The following is a 23279-nucleotide window of genomic DNA, read 5'->3' as shown; positions in this document are numbered from 1 at the left end:
GAGAGGTTCGCCGATGTCGAAACGGCCCATACGAATCGCCAACTTCTCAGGGTTCTTCGGCGATCGGGTCGCCGCACTTCGCGATCAGCTCGAAGGGGGCGAGATCGACGTGCTGAGCGGGGATTACCTCGCCGAGTTGACGATGCTCATCCTCGCCAAGACCAGGACCCGGCGAGCGGACGGTGGATATGCCCGTACGTTTGTCGAGGCTCTCTCTCCTGTACTCGGAGAGGTGCTGGATCGACGCGTCAAGGTAGTGGTCAACGCCGGCGGCCTCGATCCACGCGGAGCAGCCGTGGCCATCAGACAACTGGCATCCGATCAGGGCCTCACACCACGCGTTGCGGCCATCTCAGGGGACGATCTCATGGGCCGTCTCGGTGAGCTGCAGAGTGGGGGAGAGGAGTTCGTGAATCTTCAGACGGGAGAACGGCTCTCCGATAGTGAAGACGGGTTCATCACCGCCAACGCCTACATGGGTGGATGGGGGATCACGCAAGCGTTGGCCGCGGGTGCCGACATCATTGTCACCGGGAGGGTCGCAGATGCGTCGGTGGTCTCCGGACCTGCCGCCTGGTGGCACGGGTGGGAACGCCACGACTACGACCGCCTGGCCGGAGCGGTGGCGGCCGGGCACGTGATCGAATGCGGCATGCAGGCGACCGGCGGGAACTACTCGTTCTTCACCGAGATCGAAGACCTTGCGTACCCGGCCTTTCCGTGGGCCGAGATCGCCGCCGATGGGAGTTCGGTGATCGGCAAACACGACGGCACCGGTGGTCGTGTCTCGATTGGCACCGTCGTCAGCCAGTTGCTCTACGAGATCGGCCCGCCTGCCTACCTGACACCGGATGTGGTCGCCAGGTTCGATACCGTCCGACTGGAGGAGATCGCTCCTGATCGAGTTGGCCTGTCTGGCACCCGAGGCGAAGCTCCACCGACCACCTTGAAGGTGGCAGCCTCCGTGGTCGGCGGCTACCGCAATTCCATGATGATCGGGCTCACCGGCTTGAACCAGGCAGAAAAGGCCGCCTTGGTGTCCCAGCAGGTCTGGAGGGCGATGCCATGGAAGCAAGAGGAATACGACGAGGTCGATGAGTCGATAATCGGACAAGGATCGAGTGACCCGAAAACAAATGCCGAAGCCACGAGTTTCTGGCGGATAGCCGTGAAGTCTACGGACCCCGAGAAGGTTGGACGGGCGTTCTCGGACTCAGCCATCAGCGTGCTGCTCGGATCGATACCCGGGATGTTCAGCGCCTCACCACCTGCTCCCGCCTCTCAGTTCGCCCGCTATTGGCCAACTACCGTTGACCGAACTGCCATCACCCAGGAGATCGACCTGGACGGCACCATCATCGAAGTCCGCGAGACGACGCCCGAGCCGGGGCCGCCCGTTGCCCCACTCTCAACTCAGATCCCGTCGCTGCCAATCGGCGAGACCCGCACGGTTCCCCTCGGTGAGCTCGTTGGAGCACGATCCGGAGACAAGGGCGGGACCGGCAACATTGGAGTGTTTGCGAGGAAGGCCGAGGCCTATGCCTGGATCGCCGACGTCTTGACCGTCGAGCGTCTGCGCTCGCTCATGCCGGACCTTGCTCATCTCAACGTCGAGCGATACCTGCTTCCCAACCTATGGTCGCTCAACTTCGTGATCCACGGACTCCTCGGGGAAGGTGTGAGTTCGTCGTTGCGAATCGACGCGCAAGCCAAAGGCTTGGCGGAATACCTGCGGGCGTGTCGGATCGAGGTTCCGACGAGCCTGCTCGACTAGTAGTAGACAAGGCGCAGGTAGAGAAGTTCCGGCTCTGTCGCACAGTCGGACCCGGTAGCCTTCTCCGATGGAATACACACGGCTCGGCAACTCAGGACTTCAAGTATCCCGCCTGACACTCGGATGTATGAGTTACGGAACGCCGAACTGGCGACCGTGGGTGCTCGATGCTGATGCTTCCCGGCCGTTCTTCCAGCGAGCTGTTGAACTCGGGATCAATGTCTTCGACACCGCCGACATGTACTCGGCGGGCGTCAGCGAAGAGGTCACGGGGCGCTGGCTGAAGGAGTTCGCCAATCGCGATGAGATCGTCATCGCCACCAAGGTGTACTTCCCCCACTCGGATGGTCCAAATCAGGGTGGACTCTCCCGCAAACACATCCAACAGGCTGCCGAGTCGAGTCTGCGCCGGCTGGGTGTCGACACGATTGACCTCTATCAGATTCATCGCCTGGATCGCGACACGCCGATCGAGGAAACCCTGGCGGCACTCGACGGATTGGTCCGCGACGGAAAGGTCCGCTACCTCGGCGCCAGTTCGATGTATGCCTATGAGCTGATGCGCTCTTTGTCGGTCTCCGAACGAAATGGGTGGGCGAAGTTCATTTCGATGCAGAACCACTACAACCTCGTGTATCGCGAAGAAGAGCGAGAGATGCTCCCGTTGTGTGCCGAAGAGGGGATCGGGGTGATGCCGTGGTCGCCGTTGGCACGTGGGATGCTGGCGGGCACTCGCCAGAAACTGGGAGACGATTCGACGGCGCGGTCCGCCAGCGATCAGTTTGATCAGCTCTGGTACAACGAGCCCTCCGACTGGGAGGTCGTCGAGGCAGTCAAGTCGGTGGCAGGGGAGCGGGGTGTGGCTCCGGCGCGTATCGCATTGGCCTGGTTGCTGGCGAATCCGGTGGTCTCGTCGCCGGTTGTCGGAGCGACCAAGCTCGGACATCTCGACGATGCGGTAGCCGCGCTGTCCATTGAACTATCCGAGGACGAAGTAGCGATCCTCGAGGCTCCCTACACGCCCCACGGTGTCAGAGGGCTCGATCGGCTCGGATCGAAACGGGACGTCCAACGCTGACTTCAACGGCGCTTTCGTAGCCAACGGCGCCAGCGAGGCAGATACTCATCGATGACGTCTTCGGCGGTCTCCTGGAGTTCCTCGGTCTCCATCGTACGAGCCTCGAACTCGAGGAGAATGGCGTCTCGATCTTCGACCCCCGGCGATGACAGGAATTCCTCTTCGATCCGGAATAGCAGCGAGCGCGCCCGGACGAGATCAAAGCCATCCAGAGCGGCGCGAGCTTCGGCGAGGCGGCGCTGATTGGCCTCTTCCTTACGGCGGCGCCAGGCTCTAGCTCCCTCTAGATGGACGAGGGCGGCGCTGGCAAGATCACCAGTCAGGAGTGCGAGCAGCGGCGCCGTCTCCGGGTCGGCGTCTAGGGCGAGCAGGGCAAGGTGATCATGCTGTCGAGCCAGCGCCAGAATCCGTCGGTTCAATGCCTGTGCTGCTTCTGTTCTGTCCGCGTCGGTCGTCATGCCGCCTGCGAGCCTAATCCCTGCAGGACTCAATCTGGAGGGCCGGCTGCAAGCGTCGAAGGTGGCTCCCAGGTAACGCGAACACAGCCGCGGACCGCCGGGTATCCATTCCTTTTCATCAATGGCTGCTGATCGGGCGGGCAAACGGGGGCAGGCCTCCGCGCTGGGGGCGCCCCTCCCTGGTGCGTGGCGGAGACGTGGCATCGACGCGCCTCGCTGCGACTGCCGTGGATCCCAAGCGACCTTCTATCGACGTTCCGGCTGCCTCTGCTGCCATCAGCACCGGTTCGAGTGCACCACCCCGGTTCAACCAGGTGAGTGGGGAGGCCTCCAGGAGTGCCAGGTTCTTCTTCACCAGCCAATCCGCGATTGTCAGATCGTCAGAGCTACCTCGCAGCAGCAGCACCACACTCCCGAGGTCCCGGCGAATGCCGGTGCTGTCGAACTGGAACGCGAAGTACGCCTCGTGCCGTCCCCGTCCACCGATTCGGAGCAGGTCGAGCCGGAGCGGTAGTTCTCGAGCTGCCAGTCCTGCTCGCCGAGCCGCTTCGTTTCTCGTGAGGAAAGGCCCCACCAACACTCGCTCGGTCATGTCGACGGGTAGTCGGCGACTCGTCGGCGCAGTGTCGCAGCCGTTGCTTCAGCGATCTCGGTGATCGAGGCCGATCCGGTGTTCCATACCGCGTCGTATCCTGTTGGATCTTCGATGTCGGCTTCGAAGTAGGCCTTCAACAGTCGGGCCCGATGACTATCGACCCTGCGCGCTTCATTGCGGGCTTCTCGCTCAGTGAGCTTGTGGGCTTCCATCATCCGTTCGATGCGCACGTCCTCGGGAGCAACGACACGAAGTCGTACACCCGGACCAGCGCCCAGGGCTACCTGTGAACCCGCCCGACCGACAATTATGGCCTTGCCGATCGAGGCCAAAGAACGCACGACTTGAAATACGCGCGCCATAACCAGATCCTGGTCGACAGTCGAGCGCACCAGCTGATGAAAGAAGTCCTTGGTGGGGGTTCGATACTCCTCGGCGAGGAGGGCATCCAGGGAGCGTGAGAAGACGGGATCATCAGCCACGACATTGCACAGCTTCTGGTCGAAGACCTGCCACCCGCCGAAGACATTCGTCTCCTCCTGATCGGCAAACACGTCGAGCAACACGGCGGCCAACGAATGGCCTCCGGCACCTGCCTGGCGGGAGATGGTGACGAATGGGAGAGCCTTCTGCGGCTCTCGCAATCCAGCCGGCGTGGAACGAAGCCTCTCCTTCTCCGCTCGCAAATAGCGTTCGAGTCTGTCGAGTGACGTCATCCCTACCATCTCATCACAGGGGCAGAAGATGTGGAGAGGCCAAGGTGCTCGACTGTTGGCGCGATCGGCCCGAACCCATCAATCGTCGGCTCTGACCCCCGGGTCCGTCGGGGTGTCCGCGACCACCGAGGCACCGCCGGCCGCGTCGCACAAATAGACCCTCGATTCTTGGCGCGTGGCAGCCTGGTAGCGGTCGGCCACCGCGCTAGAAAACTCACCAACGTACGCCCGGTCGATGAGGGCGACGGCGCAACCACCAAAGCCCGCACCGGTCATGCGGGCGCCCAGGCAGCCGGGTGACGCCATCGCCGCCTCGACCATCGCGTCGAGAGCAAAACTCGAAACCTCATAATTGTCACGCAGGCTGACGTGCGACTCATACATGAGATCGCCCAGCTCGGCGGCCCCACCGCTGACCATCGCCCGGGCGGCCGCAATGGTCCGCTCATTCTCTTCGACGACGTGGACGGCGCGTTTGGCAATCGTGGCAGAGAGGCCGGGGGGCGCATCGGCGACGGCCGCCGCGGTCAGATCCCTCAAACTGGCGACCCCGAAAGCTGCGGCCGCCTCTTTGCACTCGTGGCGTCGTGTGTTGTAGCTCGACTCCGTCAACCGGCGGCGTGTTCCTGTATCGAGCACTGCTACCCGGGTCCCGTCCGGCAGGGGGATCGGGGTCCTGGTCAAATCACGGCAGTCGATGAGCAGCGCGTGCCCGGTTCGTCCGCAAGCAGAGATGAGCTGATCCATTATTCCGCTCGAAACGCCGACCCAGTCGCTCTCGCCTCTTCGGGCGGATTGCGCCGCTGCGACCGGATCCCATCTCCGCTGAGCCAGAGTCGAGAATACGAGTGCGGTGGCTATCTCGAGTGCCGCCGACGAGGAGAGGCTGGCCCCAATCGGAATCGTCGAAACGATCACACCATCCCATCCCGGAAGAGCGTCTCCATTCATGGCCCACGCCACGCCCTTGATGTACTCCTCCCATCCGCCTCCCCGGGTCATCGTCGGTAGATCGAAGCGGGCATCGGGGAAGTTCTCGGAAGCTACGACGATCGTCGTGTCGGTTCGAGGGCGAGCGGCGATGACGGTCCGGCGATCGATAGCAATCGGGAGGACGAATCCGTCGTTGTAATCGGTGTGCTCGCCGATGAGGTTGACCCTGCCGGGGGCCTGCACGACCAGCGCGGGATCGGTGCCAAAACGATCACGAAACGCTTCGACCGCACGTTGCTCAGGTGACATGCAGATCGGTCCGGTACGGGATCTCCGACGATCGGTGCAGACGCTGGGCGGCGTCCTCGGGAGTCAAGTCGCGCTGCGCCTCTCCCAGCAACTCATAACCCACCATGAACTTGCGGACTGACGCGGAGCGCAGCAGCGGTGGATAGATGTGCGCATGAAGTTGCCAGTGATCGATCTGGTCGGTTTGGAAGGGAGCACCGTGCCATCCCATCGAATACGGAAAAGGAGTGGCGAACAGGTTGTCGTACCTGGTGAGAAGGCGTTTCAACAGTCCGGCCAGGTCGGCTCTCTCCTCAGAGGTCAAGTCGGGCAAGCGAAGCACGTGTCTACGCGGCATCATCATGGTCTCATACGGCCAGGTGGCCCAGTAGGGCACAACTGCCACCCAGGCATCGTTCTCGATCACCACCCGGGTCTTCTCTTCACACTCGATGCGTGTGTAGTCGATGAGCAGGTTGGTTTGCTGCGCGGCACGATAGTCCGCCTGGCGTCGGTCCTCGGCAGCTACGTGGGTCGGCAGAGAGTCGGCGGCCCAGACCTGGCCGTGGGGATGCGGGTTGGAGGCGCCCATGGCCTCGCCTTTGTTCTCGAAGATCTGCACCCAGCGATAGTCCGAACCCAGTTCGGTCGTTTGTTCGGCCCACAGGTCGATGACCGAGGCGATTTCGGTTGGGTCGAGGTCGGCGAGCGTCCGGCCGTGTCTAGGGGAAAAGCAGAGGACCCGGCAGGTCCCTGCTACCCGATCGGCCCGGAACAAGGGCGAGGATGATGGGGAAGTCTCGGCGACGGTTGGTCTGAGCGCCGGAAAGTCGTTGGTGAACGCATACGTGCCTGTGTAGGCAGGATTCACCTTGCCGCCGGCTCGCTGGTTGCCGGGGCACAGGTAGCAGTCGGGATCGTAGTCCGGCAGGGCCCCGGGAGCTCCGAACATCTCGGTTCGTCCTTGCCAGGGCCGTTCGGTTCGATGCGCCGAGACGAGCACCCACTCGCCGCGCAGAGGGTTGAAGCGTCGATGAGGTCCGGGGGGTTCCGGCGCCAGGTCGGTCATCCGGCCACCGTGGTAGTAACACCGAGATCGCGGATTGGATCAACCAGCCCGGAGGGTGCCGAGCGGCCGGTGATGAGAACGTCGACGTCACTCAACTCCGCGCAACGCACCATGCTGATCCTGCCGAGCTTCGATCCTTCGGCCACTACGACCACCCGTTCGGCGGCTTTGACCATGCTCCTCTTGACGGCTGCCTCCGGGAGGTTGATGTTGGTGATCCCCTCGTCCAGGTGCACGCCGTTGCACCCGATGAACGCGGCGGTCACGTGCACCTGCTCGAGGACTACCTTGGCGAAAGGGTCGACCAGGGAGTGTTGCTGGCGCCGGAGCGTGCCGCCGGTCAAGATGACGGTGAACCTCGGGATCTCCGACTCCAGCTCCATGGCGATCGTCAGGCCGTTTGTGAAGATCACAATGTCCTCGAGATCCTTGCGCAGGGCGACCGCCCGCGCCACAGCAGTTGTGGTGCTGCCTACATCGATGATCAAAGAGTCCCCAGAAGACACCAGGGCTGCTGCCGCGACTCCGATCGCTGCCTTCTCGTCAACTGCGGTGACCTCGGAGTGTTCGAATGATCGCTCGGCCTTGACCTGACCGTCCAGGACAATCGCACCACCGTGGACCCGTTGGATCGGCGAAGTAGAGGCGAGATGATCGAGGTCTGAGCGAACTGTGACCTCCGAGATTCCGAAGATCCTGCCCAGGTCGCTCACCCGCATGAATTCGCGCTCCCGGATGAGGGAGAGCATTCGGCGGCGGCGGACCGCTCCAGGCAGTTCCTTCGAGGCAGTGTGCTCCATTGGCTCAACTTTCGCCGACTGTCGTTTTGTTGTCAAATATCGAAACCGCGGTTGATTTGACATCGAAACGAAAGGAAACGTAGTCTTGTCTTATTCGCGGTCCAGCATGGGCCGATTGGGTTTCAGGAAGGGTGAATTTCAATGACAGGCAAGAAGGTTTTTCGCTTCGTTGCTGTGCTGCTGGCGCTCACGCTCGTAGCGGCAGCATGTGGCGACGACAGCACGAGCACCACCGATGGGGATACGACGGCAACAACACTCGCGGGTGGCGCTGCAGATGAAGTCGAAGTATTCAGCTGGTGGACGGGCGGCGGTGAGGCAGCGGGTCTCGATGCGATGATCGCTGTCTTCGCGACGACCGATCCCAACATCACTTTCGTGAACTCGGCAGTGGCCGGCGGCGCCGGAACCAATGCGCGGGCCGTTCTCGCCTCGCGGCTCCAGGCGAACGATCCACCGGATAGCTGGCAGGGGCACGCTGGGCAGGAGCTCATCGGCACCTACGTGGCAGCCGATCAGATCGAGCCGCTCAACTTCCTCTATGACCAGGAGGGATGGCTGGATGTCATGCCCGAGACGTTGATCCCCTTGATCAGCGACGGCGGCAACATCTACTCGGTACCGGTGAACATCCACCGCGCCAACGTTCTATGGACCAACCCGACGGTGCTGGCCGACAACGGTATCGATATCCCCGCCTCTCTCGATGATTTCTTCGCCGCCTTGGATGCTCTCCAGGCAGCCGGGATGAATGCCCCGCTGGCGATGGGTGAGCAGTGGACCTCGATGCACCTCATGGAAACCATCATGCTTGCCTCTTTGGGAGCCGATGGCTGGAACGGCCTCTGGGATGGATCCGTGAGTTGGGACAGCGCAGAGGTAACGGCCGCCCTCGAAGCATTTGACAAGGTGTTGGACTACACCAACTCCGACGCATCAGCTCTGTCATGGCAGGATGCCGGACAACTGGTGTTGGACGGCGATGCAGCCTTCAACATCATGGGTGACTGGGCCGAGGGCTTCTACCGTGAACTCGGCATGGAGCCGAACGCCGACTTCGGGTGGGCGCCGGTGCCGGGCACAGGCGGGTTGTTCCAGTTCCTGTCCGATAGCTTCGTTCTTGCGAAGAACGCACCACACCGTGACGCTGCGATTGCCTGGCTAACGGTTGCCGGGTCGCTCGAAGGACAAGACGCCTTCAACCCCGTCAAGGGCTCGATCCCGGCACGGAGCGATGGAGATCGCAGCCTCTACGGCGAGTACCTGCTGTCGGCCATGGATGACTGGGCGAGCGATACTGTGGTCGGAAGCCTGACCCACGGTGTCGTTGCCAATGACTCCTGGAAGTCGGAAATCGACAGCGCGCTCGGCTTGTTCCTGCTCGACCGCGACGTTGCTGCCTTCCAGACGGCATTGGTCGCTGCGCAAACAGCTTCCGGCTAGGTTCTTAGTCACGACCATTTACGGTCGGTTCCCCCATAAGCGGGGGAACCGACCGTTTGCCAACCCGGGAGCATTGAATGGCGGTAGCGTCCGCTGAAAAGACGGCCCCCCCAATCCGCAAATCGCGGGGCAACTTCTTCACCTTGCAGCACTGGTGGGGAGTCCTGTGGGTGTTGCCGTCTCTGATCGCCGTCATGGTGTTCGTCTATGGTTTCATCGGTTGGACGGCCAGGGTCTCAGTCAGCGCCTGGAAAGGACTTCTGGCCGACTACACCTATGTCGGCTTCCAGAACTTCACCGACCTTGCCTCCGATCAGAGATTCGCGATCGATGTTCAGAACACCGCGATCTTCACCGTCGTCTTCGTACTTGGCTGCCTCGGTATCGGCCTCGGATTGGCGATACTGCTCGACAAGGGCATACGCGCCGAAGGCTTCTACCGCAGCCTCTTCCTATTCCCCATGGCGATCTCATTCATCGTCACCGGCGTCGTTTGGCGCTGGTTGATGAACCCCGCCCGGGGTGATCGTCTGAGCGGGCTGAATCTGGTCTTCGACAAACTCGGCCTGGACTTTCTGGTGAACTCGTGGCATGGAACCCCGACGTGGGGGATAGCCGCGGTAGCAATACCGGCGGTGTGGCAGATGTCGGGCTACACGATGGCCTTGTATCTGGCGGGACTCCGTGCAGTGCCCGAATCATTGCGAGAAGCGGCCCGGGTCGACGGAGCCTCGGAACTCCAGGTCTATCGCAAGGTCGTCATGCCGTTGATTCGGCCCGTGACGCTCAGCGCCATCATCATCCTGGGGCACATCTCTCTCAAAGTCTTCGACCTGATCATCGCCATGGCCGGCAAGCAGGTGGCCCTCGACGTTCCCGCCATCTACATGTGGACCACGACCTTCGACGGGTTCTTCTTCGGCCGCGGTGCGGCCATCGGAATTGTCCTATTGCTGTCGGTTGCGGTTCTGGTCATTCCGTACCTCTGGTACACACTGCGGCAGGAGTCGGACACATGACCACTCTCGCTGCTCCCGGCTCGCGACGCGCCTGGGTGTACATACCGCTGACGATGATGGCGCTGTTCTATCTGGTACCGCTCTACGTGATGTTGAACACCGGATTCAAGAGCTTTGACGAGGTCAGCCTCAGCACGATGTGGAACCTGCCGTCGGGTTTTGCGTTCGACAATTTCCGGGCCGCCTGGGAAGCGCTGCGTCCCAATCTCTGGAACTCGGTCAAGATCGTTGTCCCGGCGGCCACCATCTCCTCAGTCCTGGGCTCTATCAACGGCTTCGTGCTCGCCAAGTGGAAGTTCAAGGGAGCCAATATTGTCTTCCCTGTTCTGTTGTTCGGGATGTTCATCCCATACCAGGCCGTGCTGATTCCGCTGGTCACCTTCATGTCGAAGATAGGTTTGGCGGGAGGCACCTGGGGACTCGTACTGGTCCATGTCATCTACGGCATTCCGATCACGGCTCTGATCTTTCGTAACTACTTCGCAACGATTCCCGAGACGCTGATCGAAGCAGCAAAGATCGATGGTGCCGGGATCTTCGGCACATTTACCCGGATCATGCTTCCCCTCGCCATACCAAGCTTCGTCGTCGTCTACATCTGGCAGTTCACATCGGCCTGGAACGACTTTCTCTTCGCCGTTGTGTTGACGAACACAGAGAACTGGCCCGTAACGGTCGCGCTCAACAACCTGGCCGGAAGTCAGATCATCGCCTGGAACGTCCAGATGGCCGCCTCTTTCCTCGCCGCAGTACCGACCCTGCTGATCTACGTGTTCCTCGGCCGCTACTTCCTGAGCGGCATGATGTCCGGCGCGCTCAAGGAGTAGCCGACCGGACCAGGCCCCGGCGGCGGGGGAGGGGAGTACCCCGACTCGGCGCCGGCGATTTCGACTCATCTCCGCTCGCCTAGCCTCCTCGCATGCATCTGCTGAGCCTTGAAGGTATATCCATCTCCTATCCGGAGCAACCGGTGTTGGAAGAAGTTTCGATGGGGATTTCAGCAGGCGATCACATCGGGGTGATCGGGCGGAACGGTTCGGGCAAGACGACGTTGCTGGCGATCATCGCAGGGACCGAGCAAGCCGATGCCGGTTCGATTGTGCGGGCCCGGGGTTTGCAGATCGCCCGCCTGGATCAGAATCCGGTCTTTCAGGAAAACGCCACCGTCGGCGAGATCATAGGAGAAGAACGAACTGCGATCGCCATGGCGGATCGATTCGGGCTGACGGACCTCGACGCCATCTGCTCCACGCTCTCCGGTGGACAGCGCAAACGCCTCGCACTGGCCGTGGCGCTCAGCGTTGAGTGCGATCTTCTCATTCTCGACGAGCCAACCAACCATCTCGATGTCGATCTGATCGACTGGTTGGAGGACCACCTGCGTGACCGCAGAGAGGCGCTAATGCTGGTGACTCACGACCGCTTCCTGCTGGACCGGGTCGCGACTCGCGTCATCGAGGTTCACGATCGAACGTTGTATTCACACCAGGGTACGTACAAAGACTATCTCGAGGCGTCTGCAAAGCGCAGGGTTCTGGAGGCGACGGCAGAACATCGCCTCCAGCAGCGGATCAAGACCGAACTGGCATGGCTACGAAGATCACCAAAGGCGCGTACCACCAAATCGCGGGCCCGGGTGAGCCGGGCGCAGGATCTGATGGCGCGACAAGCGGGAGGGGTGGGCCAAGAACTCACCATCGAGCTTCCAGCTCGTCGCATCGGCTCGAAGGTCGTGAACCTCCACAGTGCCGGCAAGCGGTACGGTGACGTGTGGGTGCTCCGGCACGTCGAGTTCAAGCTTCAGGCGGACGCACGAGTGGGAATTGTTGGCCCGAACGCGGCAGGCAAGACCACCCTCCTGAGGCTCATCTCCGGCCTCATCGAACCTGATGAAGGAACCGTGACGATGGGCTCGACAGTTCACCCGGGTTGGTACGGTCAGGATCCCCGACCCATTCCACCCCAGATGCGACTCTACGCCGCCGTTCGCGAGCATCTCGACGAGGTGCTCCTCGAGAGTGGTATCAGGGTTTCGGGTGCGCAGCTGCTCGAACGGTTCCAGTTCACGAGAGATCAGCAACAGTCGGAGGTAGGCGATCTCTCCGGTGGAGAGCGACGCAGGCTCGAGCTCTTGCTGACCCTGATGGAAGCGCCGAATCTGTTGCTCCTCGACGAACCGACCAACGACCTCGACATCGAAACACTCACGATCCTCGAGGAGTATCTCGACGCCTGGAACGGGGCACTCGTGGTGGCAAGCCACGACCGCTATTTCCTGGAGAGAACGTGTCTGAATATCTTCTCGATCGAGACCGATGGATCGGTTCTCCATCACCCGGGAGGATGGGTCGCCTATCGTGACGCAACCATGGCGCGGCCAGCGGACACTTCGAGACCCGGCGGTTCCGCCAACCGACGGCCGCAGCAGTCGCGCAAGCTCTCATACAGAGACCAGAGGGAACTCACTCAGCTCACGATGATGATCCCGACCCTCGAAAGCCGGCGAGACGAGTTGACCGCCGCGCTCGATGATGCGGTCGGAGATCACGAACGGTTCGCCGATCTATCACGCAGGCTTTCTGTCGCGCTCGATGACGTCGACCGGGCGGAAACGCGGTGGTTGGAGCTGAGCGAACTGGCTGAACGGCTCGCTCAGGAGTAGACGAGATTACTTTACATAACGATGATTATGGGCGCTACGTCAAGTCGCACGGTTTGATAGATCCCGATGCAGATGGCCGGCCGAACTGCCTGTGCGGTTCTCCCTTTCGGCAAACCGAAGGCAGACGGTCCGGGTTCCAGACGGTCGCAGGACTCAGCGACTGCCGCCCAGCCGTCCCGGGCGGCATCGAGCCCGAATCCTGCTCTGATCGCGTCGTGTCTCGGGCCCGTGAGGTTTGCGTCACGGTGACGCAAAACGACGCCGCGGCCGTGACATTGCCTGCGGGTCGCAGCTCGGACAGGTCGATCGAAGGTCCTGGGCGGGGAAACGCGATGCCCGCCATCCTGGCGCACGGTTGTCCCCGATCCCCTGGAGCAGGAGGTCGGGATGGTTACGTCACAGTGACGGATTGATGGTCGTCAGCCGCTGCCCAGGGCCACGGGTTCGACCGACACGTCCTGGAGTTGTCGCACCGCTTCGCTGAGGTGTGCGAGTGCGTTGACATAATCCGTTTTGGTGGGCGTTCCGGTTTCGAGGTCGATGGCGACGTCCTCTGCGGCGGACTCGAGGCGGTACAGGGCGTCGCGCAGCGTATCCCATGCACGGCGAGACACGATCACCTCGTCTGGCAGCAACTGGCGACTCTCTCCCAACCGCCGGGCTTCGTAGGCGCGCTGGCGGTGACTGGCCCGGCAATACTGCCTAGGACGACCCGGTCCGGGTGTGTCGAGGAACTCCTCCCCGCACCACCGACAGATCAACGGGCTTCTTCGTTTCATAACGGTGATGAAACTAGTGTGTGCGGCCGGACGAATCCAGCACCGGAACTTCCCCGCTGATCCTTTCCTGGGAGCGACCGCGGAACCTCAGGCCTATACGGAAGCCCGCTCTGATGTCGCCCAGCGATACATCATTCCCGCCAGAACCGGCCAGATGATCGGAACCGCGCTCAGTTTCATGATGAGGCCGGCGATCTGCTGATCATTGATGGCAGTCAGCCCGAATACCCGGGGAGCAAGCTCGTAGGTTCGATAGAGCGGAAGGCTCGCAAACGTCAGGAAGCTGGCGGGAAGAATCGTGACGACGCCCGTCGTGAAGAACAGATACAACATCCGCGCCGGATACGACCGCTGAGTGAACTCGGCAATCGAGCCGACGATAGGCGCCCAGAGTGCGAGGCCGGACAACAACCAGAGCGCATCCATCGCGAAGGAACCGAACTGCGTCGGCCGCAAGCTATCCACGGCGATGGGCGTGTGGGTCAGTATCAGGGTCACGTTGAATACTGCACCCATCAACAACGGGAACCGTCGCAAAGATCGTCCGGCCCGATAGATGCCGGTGGCCGCCAGAATCCGGCGGGCGAGCCATTCCGGCGTTCCCAACCAGAGCAGCGGCGCGGCCACCAGAACGTACAAAACGTACTGCAACATGTGAGCACTGGCGAGATACCCGGCCCCGAGCGTCCCGAGCGGCCAGTCGGACGCGACCCAGAACACGAGTAGCCCGGCCACGAAGAACCCGGTCTCACGCAGAGAATGTCCTTCGAGCCGGCGGTTACTGCGAATCGCCAATGCATATCCACCGGCGAGCGCGGCAACCACGAGCCAGACCCCCGGGTAGGCGCGGAAGGTCCACGACCACGGTTCGGATAGCGCCGTGCACCACCACGAGATGTTCATGTGGACTCCTCCAGGTATGCCACGATCGCGGCGAGATCGTCCTCTGTCAATGAGAACGAGGGCATGACCGGGTCAAAACCCATCACCACCTGAGCCGCCGGCTCCAGCACTGAACTGCGAATGTACGCTCCATCAAACACCACGGTAGATCCATCGGCGAGTCTCCGCGATGTTCCCCAGGCTCCGGTCCAGGCCGGACCGACGCCGTCCTCCTGTCCGTGGCATGCCAGACAGCCAAGCTCCCGTACCAGAGCTTCGCCGCGTACGGTGTCCTCCGACCAGTCGGCGCTCTGCGCGCAACCGGCTAGGCCTATCGCAACCGCCGACAGCAGAGCCGTGACCCGCTTCACGGTGCGATCGCTGCGTAGGGCTTGACCGTCGCTTCCACTTCTACATCACCGGCAATCTCGAATTCAAGAACGAATATGACTACCTGCTCGGGCTTCAATCGATCGACATCCAGGAGCATGACATGCAGCCCTCCCGGCTCGAAGACAACCGCTTCTCCCCCAGCGATCTCCACGGCCGTGACGTGCTCCATATGCATCTGCCCATTCCCGGAAAAGCTTCGGTGTACTTCGGCCGTGGCAACTTCGGTGCGGGCTCCGATGAGGTGATCGGACTGATTCCGAGTGTTCTCGATCTCGAAGTAGAGGGCAGTGTTGGCACCTGCCGGCTCTGCGATCACCGCATTGCGGACCTGGATTCCGGCCGATGATGTACATGCGACCACCATTGCGGCGACGACGAGTCCCAAAGCGATTCGCCTCACGACTCCAACCGCTCCAGCAATATCGGCAGGTCATGGATCCAATCGCTTTGCCTCGTTCCGAACGGGTAGACGCTGTAGCCGAAGCCATCCGGGGTATAGACCAGCACCTGCCCGGCATGGCCCATCGTGTACTTCTCCCCATCGCCCTCCTTCACCGCCGGAGGAACTCCCGCAGCCCTCTGCGCGGCTTCGAGTTCTTCCGGAGAGCCGGTCAGCCCCACGAAGTCGGAACTGAAAGCATCGAGGAACGCGCGGATCGCTTCCGGAGTATCTCGCTCCGGATCGACGGTCACGAATACAACCGTCGAGTTTCGACGTACGTCCGGGAGTTGATCGAACACCTCTGCCAACTGGGCGAGATGCACAGGGCAGATGTCCGGGCAGTTCGAATAGCCGAAATAGAGGAAGGTCAACCGGCCATCGGTCTCGAGAGAGAAATCGTAGAGGCGGCCGCTGGTATCGGTGAGGCTGAAGGCTGCTTTGGGGGTCGGCGTCTGTAGGACTACACCCTCCAGTTGTCCCACCGCCGGAATGACGGCGCCTTCGCAGGCGCCAAGAACCGTCCCCAGCACGAGGGCAAAGATGACAAGAGAGCGAGGGAAGGAACTCATTAGGGAACGGACTCCGCGTCCTGAGGTCGGCACGCTACCAGGTAGGCGTAATCCCCAGACCGTTCAGGAGAAAGTGGGGACACGGCGGACACGAGAACTCGAACCTTCACCACGGGAATGTTCCTCGCGATACGGGTGTTGGTTACGATCGACACGTGCACTAGGATACCCCTGGGGGTATCGGACGAACGGTCCCCTGCTATCGACAATGGAGAACCAATGGCAACTGTTGAGCTGACCAAAGAGAACTTTGAGGAAACGATCCTCAATAACGACGTCGTGTTTGTCGACTTCTGGGCCGAATGGTGTGGTCCGTGTCGGATGTTCGCACCCACGTTCGAGGCCGCTTCCGAGAAACATGAGAATATCGTGTTCGGCAAGGTCGATACCGAAGCTCAGCAGGAACTTGCAGGCTACTTCCAGATCCGATCCATTCCTACGCTCATGGTCTTCCGCGAGAAGGTCGTCCTCTTCTCACAGCCGGGCGCACTGCCGGCACCCGCCTTCGATGACCTGATCACCCAGGTGACTTCTGTGGACATGGAAGAGGTACACCGATCCATCGCCGAACAGTCCGCGGAGGTGGATGCCGAGGCGACGGCCTAGCCTCTCCCATCGCTCACACACATCGGCCCCGTCGTTGGACGGGGCCGATCTATTTCCAGGCAGTCGACATGGAGTCGTCGGCTCGGGCAGGTACCAAGGGGGTCTGTCGGGAGGCGGCTGCTCCTGCCTAGGAGGCGGCTGCTCCTGCCTAGGAGGCGGCTGCTCCTGCTTAGGAGGCGGCTGCTCCTGCGAGACTCTGTGGGATCTTCGGCTCTGGTCGGTTGATGATGGCCCGTACGCCACCATCCTCGATTACTCGGATGCTGATGTGGTTGCATTCAGTGCACACGGCCCGCTGGAGCCCGGCTCCGACACCGTGCACCCGGTAGAGGTGCTCATGCTGATTTCTGTGCTTCTTCATGTCTGCTGCCCCTTGTGGTTGTGCCTTCTCCAGGTTTCGGCACGGAAGGCCGTAAACCCGAGCATCATCCTTGCTACACCCCGCCTGTCTAGTCACCTGCCGCGCCCGAAATACGACCCGTCCCGGATCTCGCCGCCCGTTCAGCCGGTAGGCTGAGGTCATGGATCTCTACGCACGCGTCAATATCCTCGACGGCCGAGCCGTTCGCCTTCCTCATGGAGATGTGCATGAGGCGATTGCCCTCGATGCCGATCCACTCGCCCGCGCCGTCGGCTGGGTGGAAAAGGGTGCGGCCCGCATCCATGTCGTTGATCTCAACGCAGCCGCGTACGGCGACTATCGCAACCGGCCGCTCATCCACCGAATAATCGAAGCGCTCGACATCCCGGTGCAGGTCGCCGGTGGTGTGCGTTCTCCGCAGGAGGCGTCCCAGCTGATCGATGCCGGCGCCTGGCGGGTGGTCATGGGTACCGCCGCCATTGAAGAGCAGGTAATGGCCTGGGATCTGTTCCGCAGCTACCCGGGCAAAGTCGCGGTCAGCCTCGACGTCCTACCTGATGAGGAACTCGTCGTGAGGGGCTGGACGGCACACTCAGGGAGGTTTCTCGAGGAAGTCTTGATCGAGCTATCTTCGGCCGGCGCGGCCGCCTTCCTCGTCTCCGAAGCTGGACGGGATGCTCTCGAAGAACCACCGAACTTCGGCATTCTCAGGCGAGCACTTGCCATCGTTGATGAGCCGATCATCGCGGCCGGCGGCGGCCGGGATCTTCACGACCTCGAGGCCCTCTATGAGCTCGAGATGGACGGCAAGCGCCTGGGTGGAGTTGTGGTCGGCCGGGAAGTCACAGCCGGCCGGTTCACGATGGAGCAAGCGGCGGAGATCCTGCACGACGCCTGAGCCCGGCGCGCCGTCGGGCGGTTGAGCGAATCAAGGCGGCATATCCAATCGTACTGACGAGCGCGAATGAGAACCATTGGACCGCGTACGACAGATGGGACCCCTCACTCACTTCAGGGATTCCCGCAGGAATCGGTTGCGATGTGCCGGGCGGAGAGAGGCTGGTGAGTTCGACGTAGAACGTGGCCAGATCTCCACCGATCTGCCCGTCCAACCGTTCCAGGTCAACCCTGGCCACGATGTCCAGCTTCCCGACGGCGCCGGCCGTGGTGGCAAGGTTCGATCCGGTCAGGGGGTAGCGAACGATTCCCTCAACGGTCACGACGTCGGCCGGTGGCAGAGCCTGGGCGACCGGCGGGGCATCGAACTCGAGTGGTACCCATCCTCGGTTGACGACGACGGCTGCGATCTCGTCCACATAGAGCGGTGTCAGCACGTCGAACCCCGGTTGTCCCTGGTTGACCTGACTGCGCAGGAGGACCTCTTCGTCGGGCGCGAACGCTCCCGCGATGAGCAACCTCGAGTACTCGGGCGGCCGTCCAGAGGAAGTCTTCGACCATTCGACCGGTGATGCCGCAAGATGAGCGGCGATCACTGCATTCTCGGCTCTGCGTTGGTCGAGACGTTCCAACTGCCATCTGCCGAGAAGCAGGAACGCCACGATGATGGCGAGGACTACCACGTGCAGCATGAGCCAGGACGGCCGCCGCAGGAATGCATACATGTCGCTATGACCCGCCAAAGGCGACACCGCCCGTCCGACGATGATCCGCGGCGGCAACGAGATCCTGGCCGGGTTCGAAGAGCGCGGCGCCGACACCGCCGAAGAACATGTCGGTCGTATCGAAGGGTCGGCTGATCAGACCCAGTCGGGCAACATCGAGGCCGGGCTCGTAGGCTATCCGGCCACCGTCGTCGGTGTACTCGACGTGGAGTCTGGGATGTTGCACGGCCGCTTCCAGGTCCATCCCCAGGTGGATCAGGTTGAGAAGCGTGGACAGGATGGCGGTGGTGATCCTATCGGCACCGGGAGAGCCGATCGCGAGGACCGCGCCGTCCCCACGGCGGGCCACGGTGGGAGCCATATTCGACACGAGCCGATCCCCGGGGGCAAGGGCATGAAACCCGAGCCGGTTCAACTCCAACTCACCGAGTGAGTTGTTCATCCAGATCCCTGTGCCCGGTGGCATCACGCCCGATCCGTATCCTGCCGACATCGTCACTGAACAGGCGCTCCCGCCTGCGTCGACTGCAGAAGTATGAACGGTCGAAGGTGATGTCAACAACCGGCGCCAGTCCCCCGTATGGGAGAGATCGAGCAGACGCTGGATGGCTGGTAGGCGATCAACGGAGGCGTCGAGGAACTCTCGCCGGTACCCGAGCACAGCTTGCTGGGTGCGGACGAGATGGTGCATGCCTTCGAGGTTCCATCCGGGAAACCCTGATCCCTCGAGCAAAAAGAGCATCGCAGCCAGCGAGGCGCCGCCGATGGCGGGAGCCGGGTTCGTCGCGACTTCCCAGTCGTCGAGTTCCGATTGCAGGGCCGGGCGCTCGATAGCCCGGTAGGCCGCCAGGTCCCCCCTGGTCAGGATTCCGCCGTGCTCAACGATATCGTCGCTTATGAGTCTGGCGATGTCACCCTCGTAGAAGGCCGAGACGCCATCTTCTGCGATTGAGTCCAGGCTGTCGGCGAGTTCGGGAATCAGGATCAAATCGCCGTCTCCGAGGAGCTCCCCGCGGCGGAATAGCGCGGCACGACTGCCCGGATCCCATCCGAATACGGAGTCACCGGAGAACTCCAGGTATAGGCGTGAAGCCTGCGAGAGCGGGAATCCTCTCCGCACCACCTCGATGACCGGACCAAGGATCTCCCGCCAAGGGAGCACCCCGAAGCGTTGCGAGGCCATCGCAAATGCCGCCAGCGCGCCGGGCGTCGCAACCGAACCATGTCCGACCGTCGTCGTCACACCCCCGCCGTACTCCATCGTCACATCAAACCCGCCACCACCGAGCCGGTCGGGGGGCAGCCGACGGCCGGGCATTTCCATGTAGCCATCAAACGTCACCGGATCGGACTCCCGGGACCACACGGTCACAAATCCGCCACCACCCAGGGCACACACACCCGGCTCTGTGATCATGGCAACCAGGGTGGAGGCGATGGCTGCGTCGACCGCATTTCCGCCGGCTTCGGCGACCAGGCCGCCGATGTCGGCGGCCAATTGCGATGCGGCGGCGACGACAATTCGAGACATCGTGGCGGCAGAGTAGCCGGTCGTAGTGGCACCGCCGATCGCCAGTCAAGTCCTCTCATTTTTCGATCGGATCCGGAAGCAAGCTTTCGGGGTCTCGAAAGGTCACGTTCCCGGCGACGATCTCGATCCGGCTCCGCCGACCGGCGTCTCCGTCCCAGAAGCGTCGTTGGGCGCTACCCGCCAGCCAGAGTCGATGACCGGGCTGTGGATCCTGCGCCACTATCTCATCTTCCGGATCCCAGACGGTCACCGGCAGCACATCGACACGCCGGCGCGGTTCATCGCTCTTTACCGTAACCAGATATCGAACTAGCCGAACTCCAGATTCGAATACCCGGAGCTCCGGGGGTGCGGCCAGACGTCCCCCGAGTACGACGAGGTTGAGATCCATGGTTGTGCCTTTCCGGGGAACGCGGGGAGACACTTCGCACCGTATGAGGTGCGCGTGACAGAATTGGTCCGGGTAGGGTCGCGGGATGATCGAATACTCCATCGAACGGCTCACCGACGACCTCTACGCGATCGACGCATGGATGGAAGAGCATCCACAACGCCTTGCTTGTTATCTCTTCGACACCCCTGAGCGTGTTCTCGTCGAGGTCGGCCCATCGGCCACTCTTCACCACTTGACGGCGGCACTCGACGAGTTGGGTATCGATGACCTTGCCACGATCGTGGTGACGCACATTCACATCGACCATGCAGGCGGGGCGGGTCAGATCGCCCGGGCCTACCCAAACGCTCGAATCGGTGTTCACTCGAGAGGTGCTCGCCATCTCGCTACGCCGGACCGTCTTTGGTCTTCAGCAGTCCAGGTCTTTGGTGAGGAGTGGCTGAGCAGAAATTGGGGACCGATGGTTCCGATAGACGAGGATCGCCTGCTGATACTCGACGATGGAGACCGGGTACCGCTCGGCGGGGGCCGTTTCCTCGACGCGCTGTATACCCCCGGTCACGCAAAGCACCACATCACCTACTACGAGGAAACCTCTGGAGGGATGTTCGTAGGGGACTCGCTCGGGCTGTGCTATCCACATGGGCACGCGGTGCAACCGGTCACTCCCCCACCCGACTTCGATCCCGTGGTGGCGACCGAACAGATGCACCGTATGCGAGCGATCGAACCGGCCTTCCTCGGTTTTGCCCACTTCGGTCCCACCTACGAGGTCGGAAAGGCGCTCGACGAGTCGGAAGCAAAGCTCTGGGAGTGGGTCCGATTCGTGGAAGGAATCGGCGATCACGACGATGAGCAAGCCACGAAGCTGCTGCGCGAGTGGACGTTGAACGGTTACCGATCTGAGGGATACTCGGAAGAAGAGATCAGAACCTACGATCGAGCGACGTTCTGGCCCATGCAAGCGGTTGGGATTCGGAAGTGGCTCGCCGGTCGATCGGGCTGAACACTCCCTACCTCTGTTCAGATCGGCATCAACACGTTCAGCGCATTCGAGAGGCGTTGCTCAACGATTCGCCCAACCGACAAAGGCGGTGTCGGCACGATGCTCGAGCGGTCGTTGCGAGCGCCGTATACGTAGACAGGCATACCGAGTTCGAGCTCGGCCGCCAGATAGTCCATGTCCCACATCTCGACCCGGATGCAGCCGTGCGACGCCGGGTACGGGGGTACGCTCCCCGAACCGTGAATCGCGTACCCACCCGAGAAGTAGAAGGGACGGTAGAGCCCCCCGAGGTAGGAGATTCTCCAACCGTCGACTTTCTTGTAGAACGCGTAGGCGCCTTCCGGAGTGACGGCCCGGACGGTGCTGCCGGACGAATGGGTATAAGTCTTCCCGTTGGCAGATGAGATCGGGAGCACGAGTGACACGCTGTCGTCTTCGATGAGGTAGAGAACCTGTCGGTCCAGATCGACCTCAACCCGGGTGCTCTCGGGAGCGTCACCGGGCATGGTCAACGGATCGTCGAGCAAATTCCAATCATCCTGACGAAACACACCGTCGCGCTCGAGATCGTGGACCTTCTGGAACGCGTAGACCGCGGCCAGGGTCTCGCGCCCGAACTCGCCATCGGGATCACCGGCCCGGAAACCAGACTCATTGAGCTTCATCTGAAGCTCGGCAACCCAGGGTCCGTGATCACCAGGGTTGATCAGGCCCGGCAACGGCCATGGACCATCGGCTGTGTACTCACCGTGTATCTCCGGCATGGCGTGCGCAGGTCCGATGATGGCGATCAAAATCGCCGGCACCAGAAGAAGCATCCACGTGAAACGCATTACAGGATTGTATCGGAGGCAGGAATCGGTCGGTTAAGCGGCGCTTCGGAATTGAGCGGGGTGTAGGGGTTCCCGGTTGATTAGGAGGGCTCTGCCAATCTGATGGTTACTACGCCTTCAGACTGGAGAGCCCCTTGGAAACGAACCCTATCCGTGTGTGCGAGCTGCTGGTGGGACTGCCCGACGTGACCGTGTTGGGTGTCGACGATCTGGCTGGTGGGCCGATCCGGGTTTATGTCGAATCCCGGATGTCACGGCCGTCGTGTGTGGAGTGTGGGACGGTGGCGGTGGTGAAGGACCGGGCAACGGTGGAACTGGTTGATCTGCCTGCTTTCGGCCGTCAGTCCCGGCTGGCGTGGCGCAAACACCGTTTCAGGTGTCCTGATCCGACATGTCGGGTCGGGTCGTGGACTGGGGAGGATCATCGTATCGCTGCACCCCGGCTGGCGATGACCGACCGGGCGGGACGGTGGGTCACCGTCCAGGTGGGCAGGTTGGGCCGCACCGTGGCCGAGGTGGCCCGCGAGTTGGGTTGTGACTGGCATACCGTCAACGACACGGTGATCGCCTACGGCGAGGCTTTGGTCGATGACGACCCGGAACGGATCGGTGAAGTGACCGCCTTGGGTCTCGACGAGACCCTCTTCAGCCGTAAGGGCCGGTGGCGGACCAAGAAGTGGGCCACATCGGTTGTTGATGTCGCCGCTCCAGGCGGTGCCCGGCTGTTAGACGTGGTCGAAGGCCGCAATGCCGCCGCAGCTTCAGAATGGCTGGAGAACCGACCCGAGGAATGGTGTGCGGCGATCCGCTATGGGGTGTTGGACCTTTCCGGCCCCTACCGCAAAACCTTCGAAGACAGTCTGGATCATGTAACCCAGATCGCCGACCCGTTCCACCTGATCCGCCTGGCGAACTCGAAGCTGGATGAGTGCCGGCGGAGGGTGCAGAACGGAACTTGTCAAGCTTTTTGAGACAGACGGTTCATTGTTTCATTGGGTCGGCGTGTCCTCCTCTGGTTTGTTGATC

The 23279-nt window shown here is 61.9% G+C and carries 26 protein-coding genes; 10 read left to right on the top strand and 16 right to left on the bottom strand.

What is annotated here, in order from left to right:
* The first annotated feature begins 13 nt into the window (after positions 1-13).
* Positions 14-1774, top strand: a complete 1761-nt coding sequence (locus tag P1T08_06155; GenBank protein MDF1595662.1) for a DUF1446 domain-containing protein — start codon at positions 14-16, stop codon at positions 1772-1774.
* 67 nt (positions 1775-1841) lie between these two features.
* A complete protein-coding gene (locus P1T08_06150; protein MDF1595661.1) occupies positions 1842-2852 on the top strand; it encodes an aldo/keto reductase in 1011 nt (336 codons plus the stop codon).
* A gap of 2 nt (positions 2853-2854) precedes the next feature.
* On the opposite strand, the gene P1T08_06145 is transcribed toward P1T08_06150, so the two are convergent.
* The 6 genes from P1T08_06145 to P1T08_06120 all read right to left on the bottom strand — a co-directional run bounded on the left by P1T08_06145 (position 2855) and on the right by P1T08_06120 (position 7711).
* Complete coding sequence (locus P1T08_06145; GenBank protein MDF1595660.1) at positions 2855-3310, bottom strand: hypothetical protein; 456 nt, start codon at positions 3308-3310, stop codon at positions 2855-2857.
* 118 nt (positions 3311-3428) lie between these two features.
* Positions 3429-3902, bottom strand: a complete 474-nt coding sequence (locus P1T08_06140; GenBank protein MDF1595659.1) for a hypothetical protein — start codon at positions 3900-3902, stop codon at positions 3429-3431.
* On the bottom strand, positions 3899-4621 hold the full coding sequence (locus P1T08_06135) for a cytidylate kinase-like family protein (GenBank protein ID MDF1595658.1): 723 nt from the start codon (positions 4619-4621) through the stop codon (positions 3899-3901). The genes P1T08_06140 and P1T08_06135 overlap by 4 nt, the downstream gene beginning before the upstream one ends.
* A 78-nt stretch (positions 4622-4699) precedes the next feature.
* Positions 4700-5863, bottom strand: a complete 1164-nt coding sequence (gene galK / locus P1T08_06130; GenBank protein MDF1595657.1) for a galactokinase — start codon at positions 5861-5863, stop codon at positions 4700-4702.
* A complete protein-coding gene (locus P1T08_06125) occupies positions 5853-6911 on the bottom strand; it encodes a UDP-glucose--hexose-1-phosphate uridylyltransferase (protein MDF1595656.1) in 1059 nt (352 codons plus the stop codon). The genes galK and P1T08_06125 overlap by 11 nt, the downstream gene beginning before the upstream one ends.
* On the bottom strand, positions 6908-7711 hold the full coding sequence (locus P1T08_06120) for a DeoR/GlpR family DNA-binding transcription regulator (GenBank protein MDF1595655.1): 804 nt from the start codon (positions 7709-7711) through the stop codon (positions 6908-6910). Before P1T08_06120 ends, P1T08_06125 begins: the two co-directional genes overlap by 4 nt.
* Positions 7712-7852: 141 nt before the next feature.
* On the opposite strand from P1T08_06120, the gene P1T08_06115 reads away from it, so the two are divergent.
* The 4 genes from P1T08_06115 to P1T08_06100 all read left to right on the top strand — a co-directional run bounded on the left by P1T08_06115 (position 7853) and on the right by P1T08_06100 (position 12835).
* Entirely contained in the window at positions 7853-9154 is a 1302-nt protein-coding gene (locus tag P1T08_06115) for an ABC transporter substrate-binding protein (GenBank protein ID MDF1595654.1), read from the top strand.
* Between the two features lie 77 nt (positions 9155-9231).
* Positions 9232-10173: a sugar ABC transporter permease gene (locus tag P1T08_06110; GenBank protein MDF1595653.1), complete on the top strand. Its 942-nt coding sequence runs from the start codon at positions 9232-9234 to the stop codon at positions 10171-10173.
* Positions 10170-11000, top strand: coding sequence for a carbohydrate ABC transporter permease (locus tag P1T08_06105; protein ID MDF1595652.1), 831 nt, complete (start codon positions 10170-10172; stop codon positions 10998-11000). The genes P1T08_06110 and P1T08_06105 overlap by 4 nt, the downstream gene beginning before the upstream one ends.
* 92 nt (positions 11001-11092) lie before the next feature.
* Positions 11093-12835: an ABC-F family ATP-binding cassette domain-containing protein gene (locus P1T08_06100; protein MDF1595651.1), complete on the top strand. Its 1743-nt coding sequence runs from the start codon at positions 11093-11095 to the stop codon at positions 12833-12835.
* 419 nt (positions 12836-13254) lie between these two features.
* Here the strand turns inward: P1T08_06100 and P1T08_06095 are convergent, their stop codons facing one another.
* From P1T08_06095 to P1T08_06075, 5 genes are all read right to left on the bottom strand, one after another.
* Positions 13255-13614, bottom strand: coding sequence for a hypothetical protein (locus P1T08_06095; protein MDF1595650.1), 360 nt, complete (start codon positions 13612-13614; stop codon positions 13255-13257).
* Between the two features lie 93 nt (positions 13615-13707).
* A complete protein-coding gene (locus P1T08_06090) occupies positions 13708-14517 on the bottom strand; it encodes a cytochrome c oxidase assembly protein (GenBank protein MDF1595649.1) in 810 nt (269 codons plus the stop codon).
* Positions 14514-14867, bottom strand: a complete 354-nt coding sequence (locus P1T08_06085) for a cytochrome c (protein ID MDF1595648.1) — start codon at positions 14865-14867, stop codon at positions 14514-14516. Before P1T08_06085 ends, P1T08_06090 begins: the two co-directional genes overlap by 4 nt.
* Positions 14864-15289: a copper chaperone PCu(A)C gene (locus P1T08_06080; protein ID MDF1595647.1), complete on the bottom strand. Its 426-nt coding sequence runs from the start codon at positions 15287-15289 to the stop codon at positions 14864-14866. The genes P1T08_06085 and P1T08_06080 overlap by 4 nt, the downstream gene beginning before the upstream one ends.
* Positions 15286-15900, bottom strand: coding sequence for an SCO family protein (locus P1T08_06075; GenBank protein MDF1595646.1), 615 nt, complete (start codon positions 15898-15900; stop codon positions 15286-15288). The genes P1T08_06080 and P1T08_06075 overlap by 4 nt, the downstream gene beginning before the upstream one ends.
* Positions 15901-16119: 219 nt before the next feature.
* Between P1T08_06075 and trxA the strand changes: the two genes are divergently transcribed.
* Positions 16120-16506 carry a thioredoxin gene (gene trxA, locus P1T08_06070; GenBank protein MDF1595645.1) on the top strand — a complete coding sequence of 129 codons (387 nt, stop codon included), beginning with the start codon at positions 16120-16122 and terminating at the stop codon, positions 16504-16506.
* A gap of 169 nt (positions 16507-16675) precedes the next feature.
* On the opposite strand, the gene P1T08_06065 is transcribed toward trxA, so the two are convergent.
* Complete coding sequence (locus tag P1T08_06065; GenBank protein MDF1595644.1) at positions 16676-16867, bottom strand: hypothetical protein; 192 nt, start codon at positions 16865-16867, stop codon at positions 16676-16678.
* Between the two features lie 160 nt (positions 16868-17027).
* Between P1T08_06065 and P1T08_06060 the strand changes: the two genes are divergently transcribed.
* The gene (locus tag P1T08_06060) at positions 17028-17765 is read left to right on the top strand and encodes a HisA/HisF-related TIM barrel protein (GenBank protein MDF1595643.1); all 738 of its coding nucleotides are present in this window, start codon (positions 17028-17030) and stop codon (positions 17763-17765) included.
* Here the strand turns inward: P1T08_06060 and P1T08_06055 are convergent.
* The 3 genes from P1T08_06055 to P1T08_06045 are packed head-to-tail and all read right to left on the bottom strand — an operon-like array spanning position 17725 to position 20411.
* Positions 17725-18546, bottom strand: coding sequence for an SURF1 family protein (locus P1T08_06055; protein MDF1595642.1), 822 nt, complete (start codon positions 18544-18546; stop codon positions 17725-17727). The genes P1T08_06060 and P1T08_06055 overlap by 41 nt on opposite strands.
* On the bottom strand, positions 18494-20020 hold the full coding sequence (locus tag P1T08_06050) for a gamma-glutamyltransferase (GenBank protein MDF1595641.1): 1527 nt from the start codon (positions 20018-20020) through the stop codon (positions 18494-18496). The genes P1T08_06055 and P1T08_06050 overlap by 53 nt, the downstream gene beginning before the upstream one ends.
* Positions 20021-20075: 55 nt before the next feature.
* Entirely contained in the window at positions 20076-20411 is a 336-nt protein-coding gene (locus tag P1T08_06045) for a single-stranded DNA-binding protein (protein ID MDF1595640.1), read from the bottom strand.
* Positions 20412-20496: 85 nt separating this feature from the next.
* Between P1T08_06045 and P1T08_06040 the strand changes: the two genes are divergently transcribed.
* The gene (locus P1T08_06040; GenBank protein MDF1595639.1) at positions 20497-21420 is read left to right on the top strand and encodes an MBL fold metallo-hydrolase; all 924 of its coding nucleotides are present in this window, start codon (positions 20497-20499) and stop codon (positions 21418-21420) included.
* A 17-nt stretch (positions 21421-21437) separates the two neighbouring features.
* Here P1T08_06040 and P1T08_06035 read toward each other — a convergent pair whose 3' ends face one another.
* Complete coding sequence (locus tag P1T08_06035) at positions 21438-22253, bottom strand: L,D-transpeptidase family protein (protein MDF1595638.1); 816 nt, start codon at positions 22251-22253, stop codon at positions 21438-21440.
* Positions 22254-22408: 155 nt separating this feature from the next.
* On the opposite strand from P1T08_06035, the gene P1T08_06030 reads away from it, so the two are divergent.
* Positions 22409-23224, top strand: coding sequence for a transposase (locus tag P1T08_06030; GenBank protein MDF1595637.1), 816 nt, complete (start codon positions 22409-22411; stop codon positions 23222-23224).
* The last annotated feature ends 55 nt before the right edge of the window (positions 23225-23279 follow it).

Source organism: Acidimicrobiia bacterium, from assembly GCA_029210695.1.
GTDB lineage: Bacteria > Actinomycetota > Acidimicrobiia > Spongiisociales > JAHEDJ01 > JAHEDJ01.
This window is presented reverse-complemented; position numbering and strand designations above follow the sequence as displayed.

Excerpts from the sequence above, each read along its gene's own strand:
- P1T08_06155 (MDF1595662.1), top strand. The coding sequence starts at position 14 with ATGTCGAAACGGCCCATACGAATCGCCAACTTCTCAGGGTTCTTCGGC.
- P1T08_06150 (MDF1595661.1), top strand. The coding sequence starts at position 1,842 with ATGGAATACACACGGCTCGGCAACTCAGGACTTCAAGTATCCCGCCTG.
- P1T08_06145 (MDF1595660.1), bottom strand. The coding sequence starts at position 3,310 with ATGACGACCGACGCGGACAGAACAGAAGCAGCACAGGCATTGAACCGA.
- P1T08_06140 (MDF1595659.1), bottom strand. The coding sequence starts at position 3,902 with ATGACCGAGCGAGTGTTGGTGGGGCCTTTCCTCACGAGAAACGAAGCG.
- P1T08_06135 (MDF1595658.1), bottom strand. The coding sequence starts at position 4,621 with ATGACGTCACTCGACAGACTCGAACGCTATTTGCGAGCGGAGAAGGAG.
- galK (MDF1595657.1), bottom strand. The coding sequence starts at position 5,863 with ATGTCACCTGAGCAACGTGCGGTCGAAGCGTTTCGTGATCGTTTTGGC.
- P1T08_06125 (MDF1595656.1), bottom strand. The coding sequence starts at position 6,911 with ATGACCGACCTGGCGCCGGAACCCCCCGGACCTCATCGACGCTTCAAC.
- P1T08_06120 (MDF1595655.1), bottom strand. The coding sequence starts at position 7,711 with ATGGAGCACACTGCCTCGAAGGAACTGCCTGGAGCGGTCCGCCGCCGC.
- P1T08_06115 (MDF1595654.1), top strand. The coding sequence starts at position 7,853 with ATGACAGGCAAGAAGGTTTTTCGCTTCGTTGCTGTGCTGCTGGCGCTC.
- P1T08_06110 (MDF1595653.1), top strand. The coding sequence starts at position 9,232 with ATGGCGGTAGCGTCCGCTGAAAAGACGGCCCCCCCAATCCGCAAATCG.
- P1T08_06105 (MDF1595652.1), top strand. The coding sequence starts at position 10,170 with ATGACCACTCTCGCTGCTCCCGGCTCGCGACGCGCCTGGGTGTACATA.
- P1T08_06100 (MDF1595651.1), top strand. The coding sequence starts at position 11,093 with ATGCATCTGCTGAGCCTTGAAGGTATATCCATCTCCTATCCGGAGCAA.
- P1T08_06095 (MDF1595650.1), bottom strand. The coding sequence starts at position 13,614 with ATGAAACGAAGAAGCCCGTTGATCTGTCGGTGGTGCGGGGAGGAGTTC.
- P1T08_06090 (MDF1595649.1), bottom strand. The coding sequence starts at position 14,517 with ATGAACATCTCGTGGTGGTGCACGGCGCTATCCGAACCGTGGTCGTGG.
- P1T08_06075 (MDF1595646.1), bottom strand. The coding sequence starts at position 15,900 with ATGAGTTCCTTCCCTCGCTCTCTTGTCATCTTTGCCCTCGTGCTGGGG.
- trxA (MDF1595645.1), top strand. The coding sequence starts at position 16,120 with ATGGCAACTGTTGAGCTGACCAAAGAGAACTTTGAGGAAACGATCCTC.
- P1T08_06065 (MDF1595644.1), bottom strand. The coding sequence starts at position 16,867 with ATGAAGAAGCACAGAAATCAGCATGAGCACCTCTACCGGGTGCACGGT.
- P1T08_06060 (MDF1595643.1), top strand. The coding sequence starts at position 17,028 with ATGGATCTCTACGCACGCGTCAATATCCTCGACGGCCGAGCCGTTCGC.
- P1T08_06050 (MDF1595641.1), bottom strand. The coding sequence starts at position 20,020 with ATGTCTCGAATTGTCGTCGCCGCCGCATCGCAATTGGCCGCCGACATC.
- P1T08_06045 (MDF1595640.1), bottom strand. The coding sequence starts at position 20,411 with ATGGATCTCAACCTCGTCGTACTCGGGGGACGTCTGGCCGCACCCCCG.
- P1T08_06040 (MDF1595639.1), top strand. The coding sequence starts at position 20,497 with ATGATCGAATACTCCATCGAACGGCTCACCGACGACCTCTACGCGATC.
- P1T08_06035 (MDF1595638.1), bottom strand. The coding sequence starts at position 22,253 with ATGCGTTTCACGTGGATGCTTCTTCTGGTGCCGGCGATTTTGATCGCC.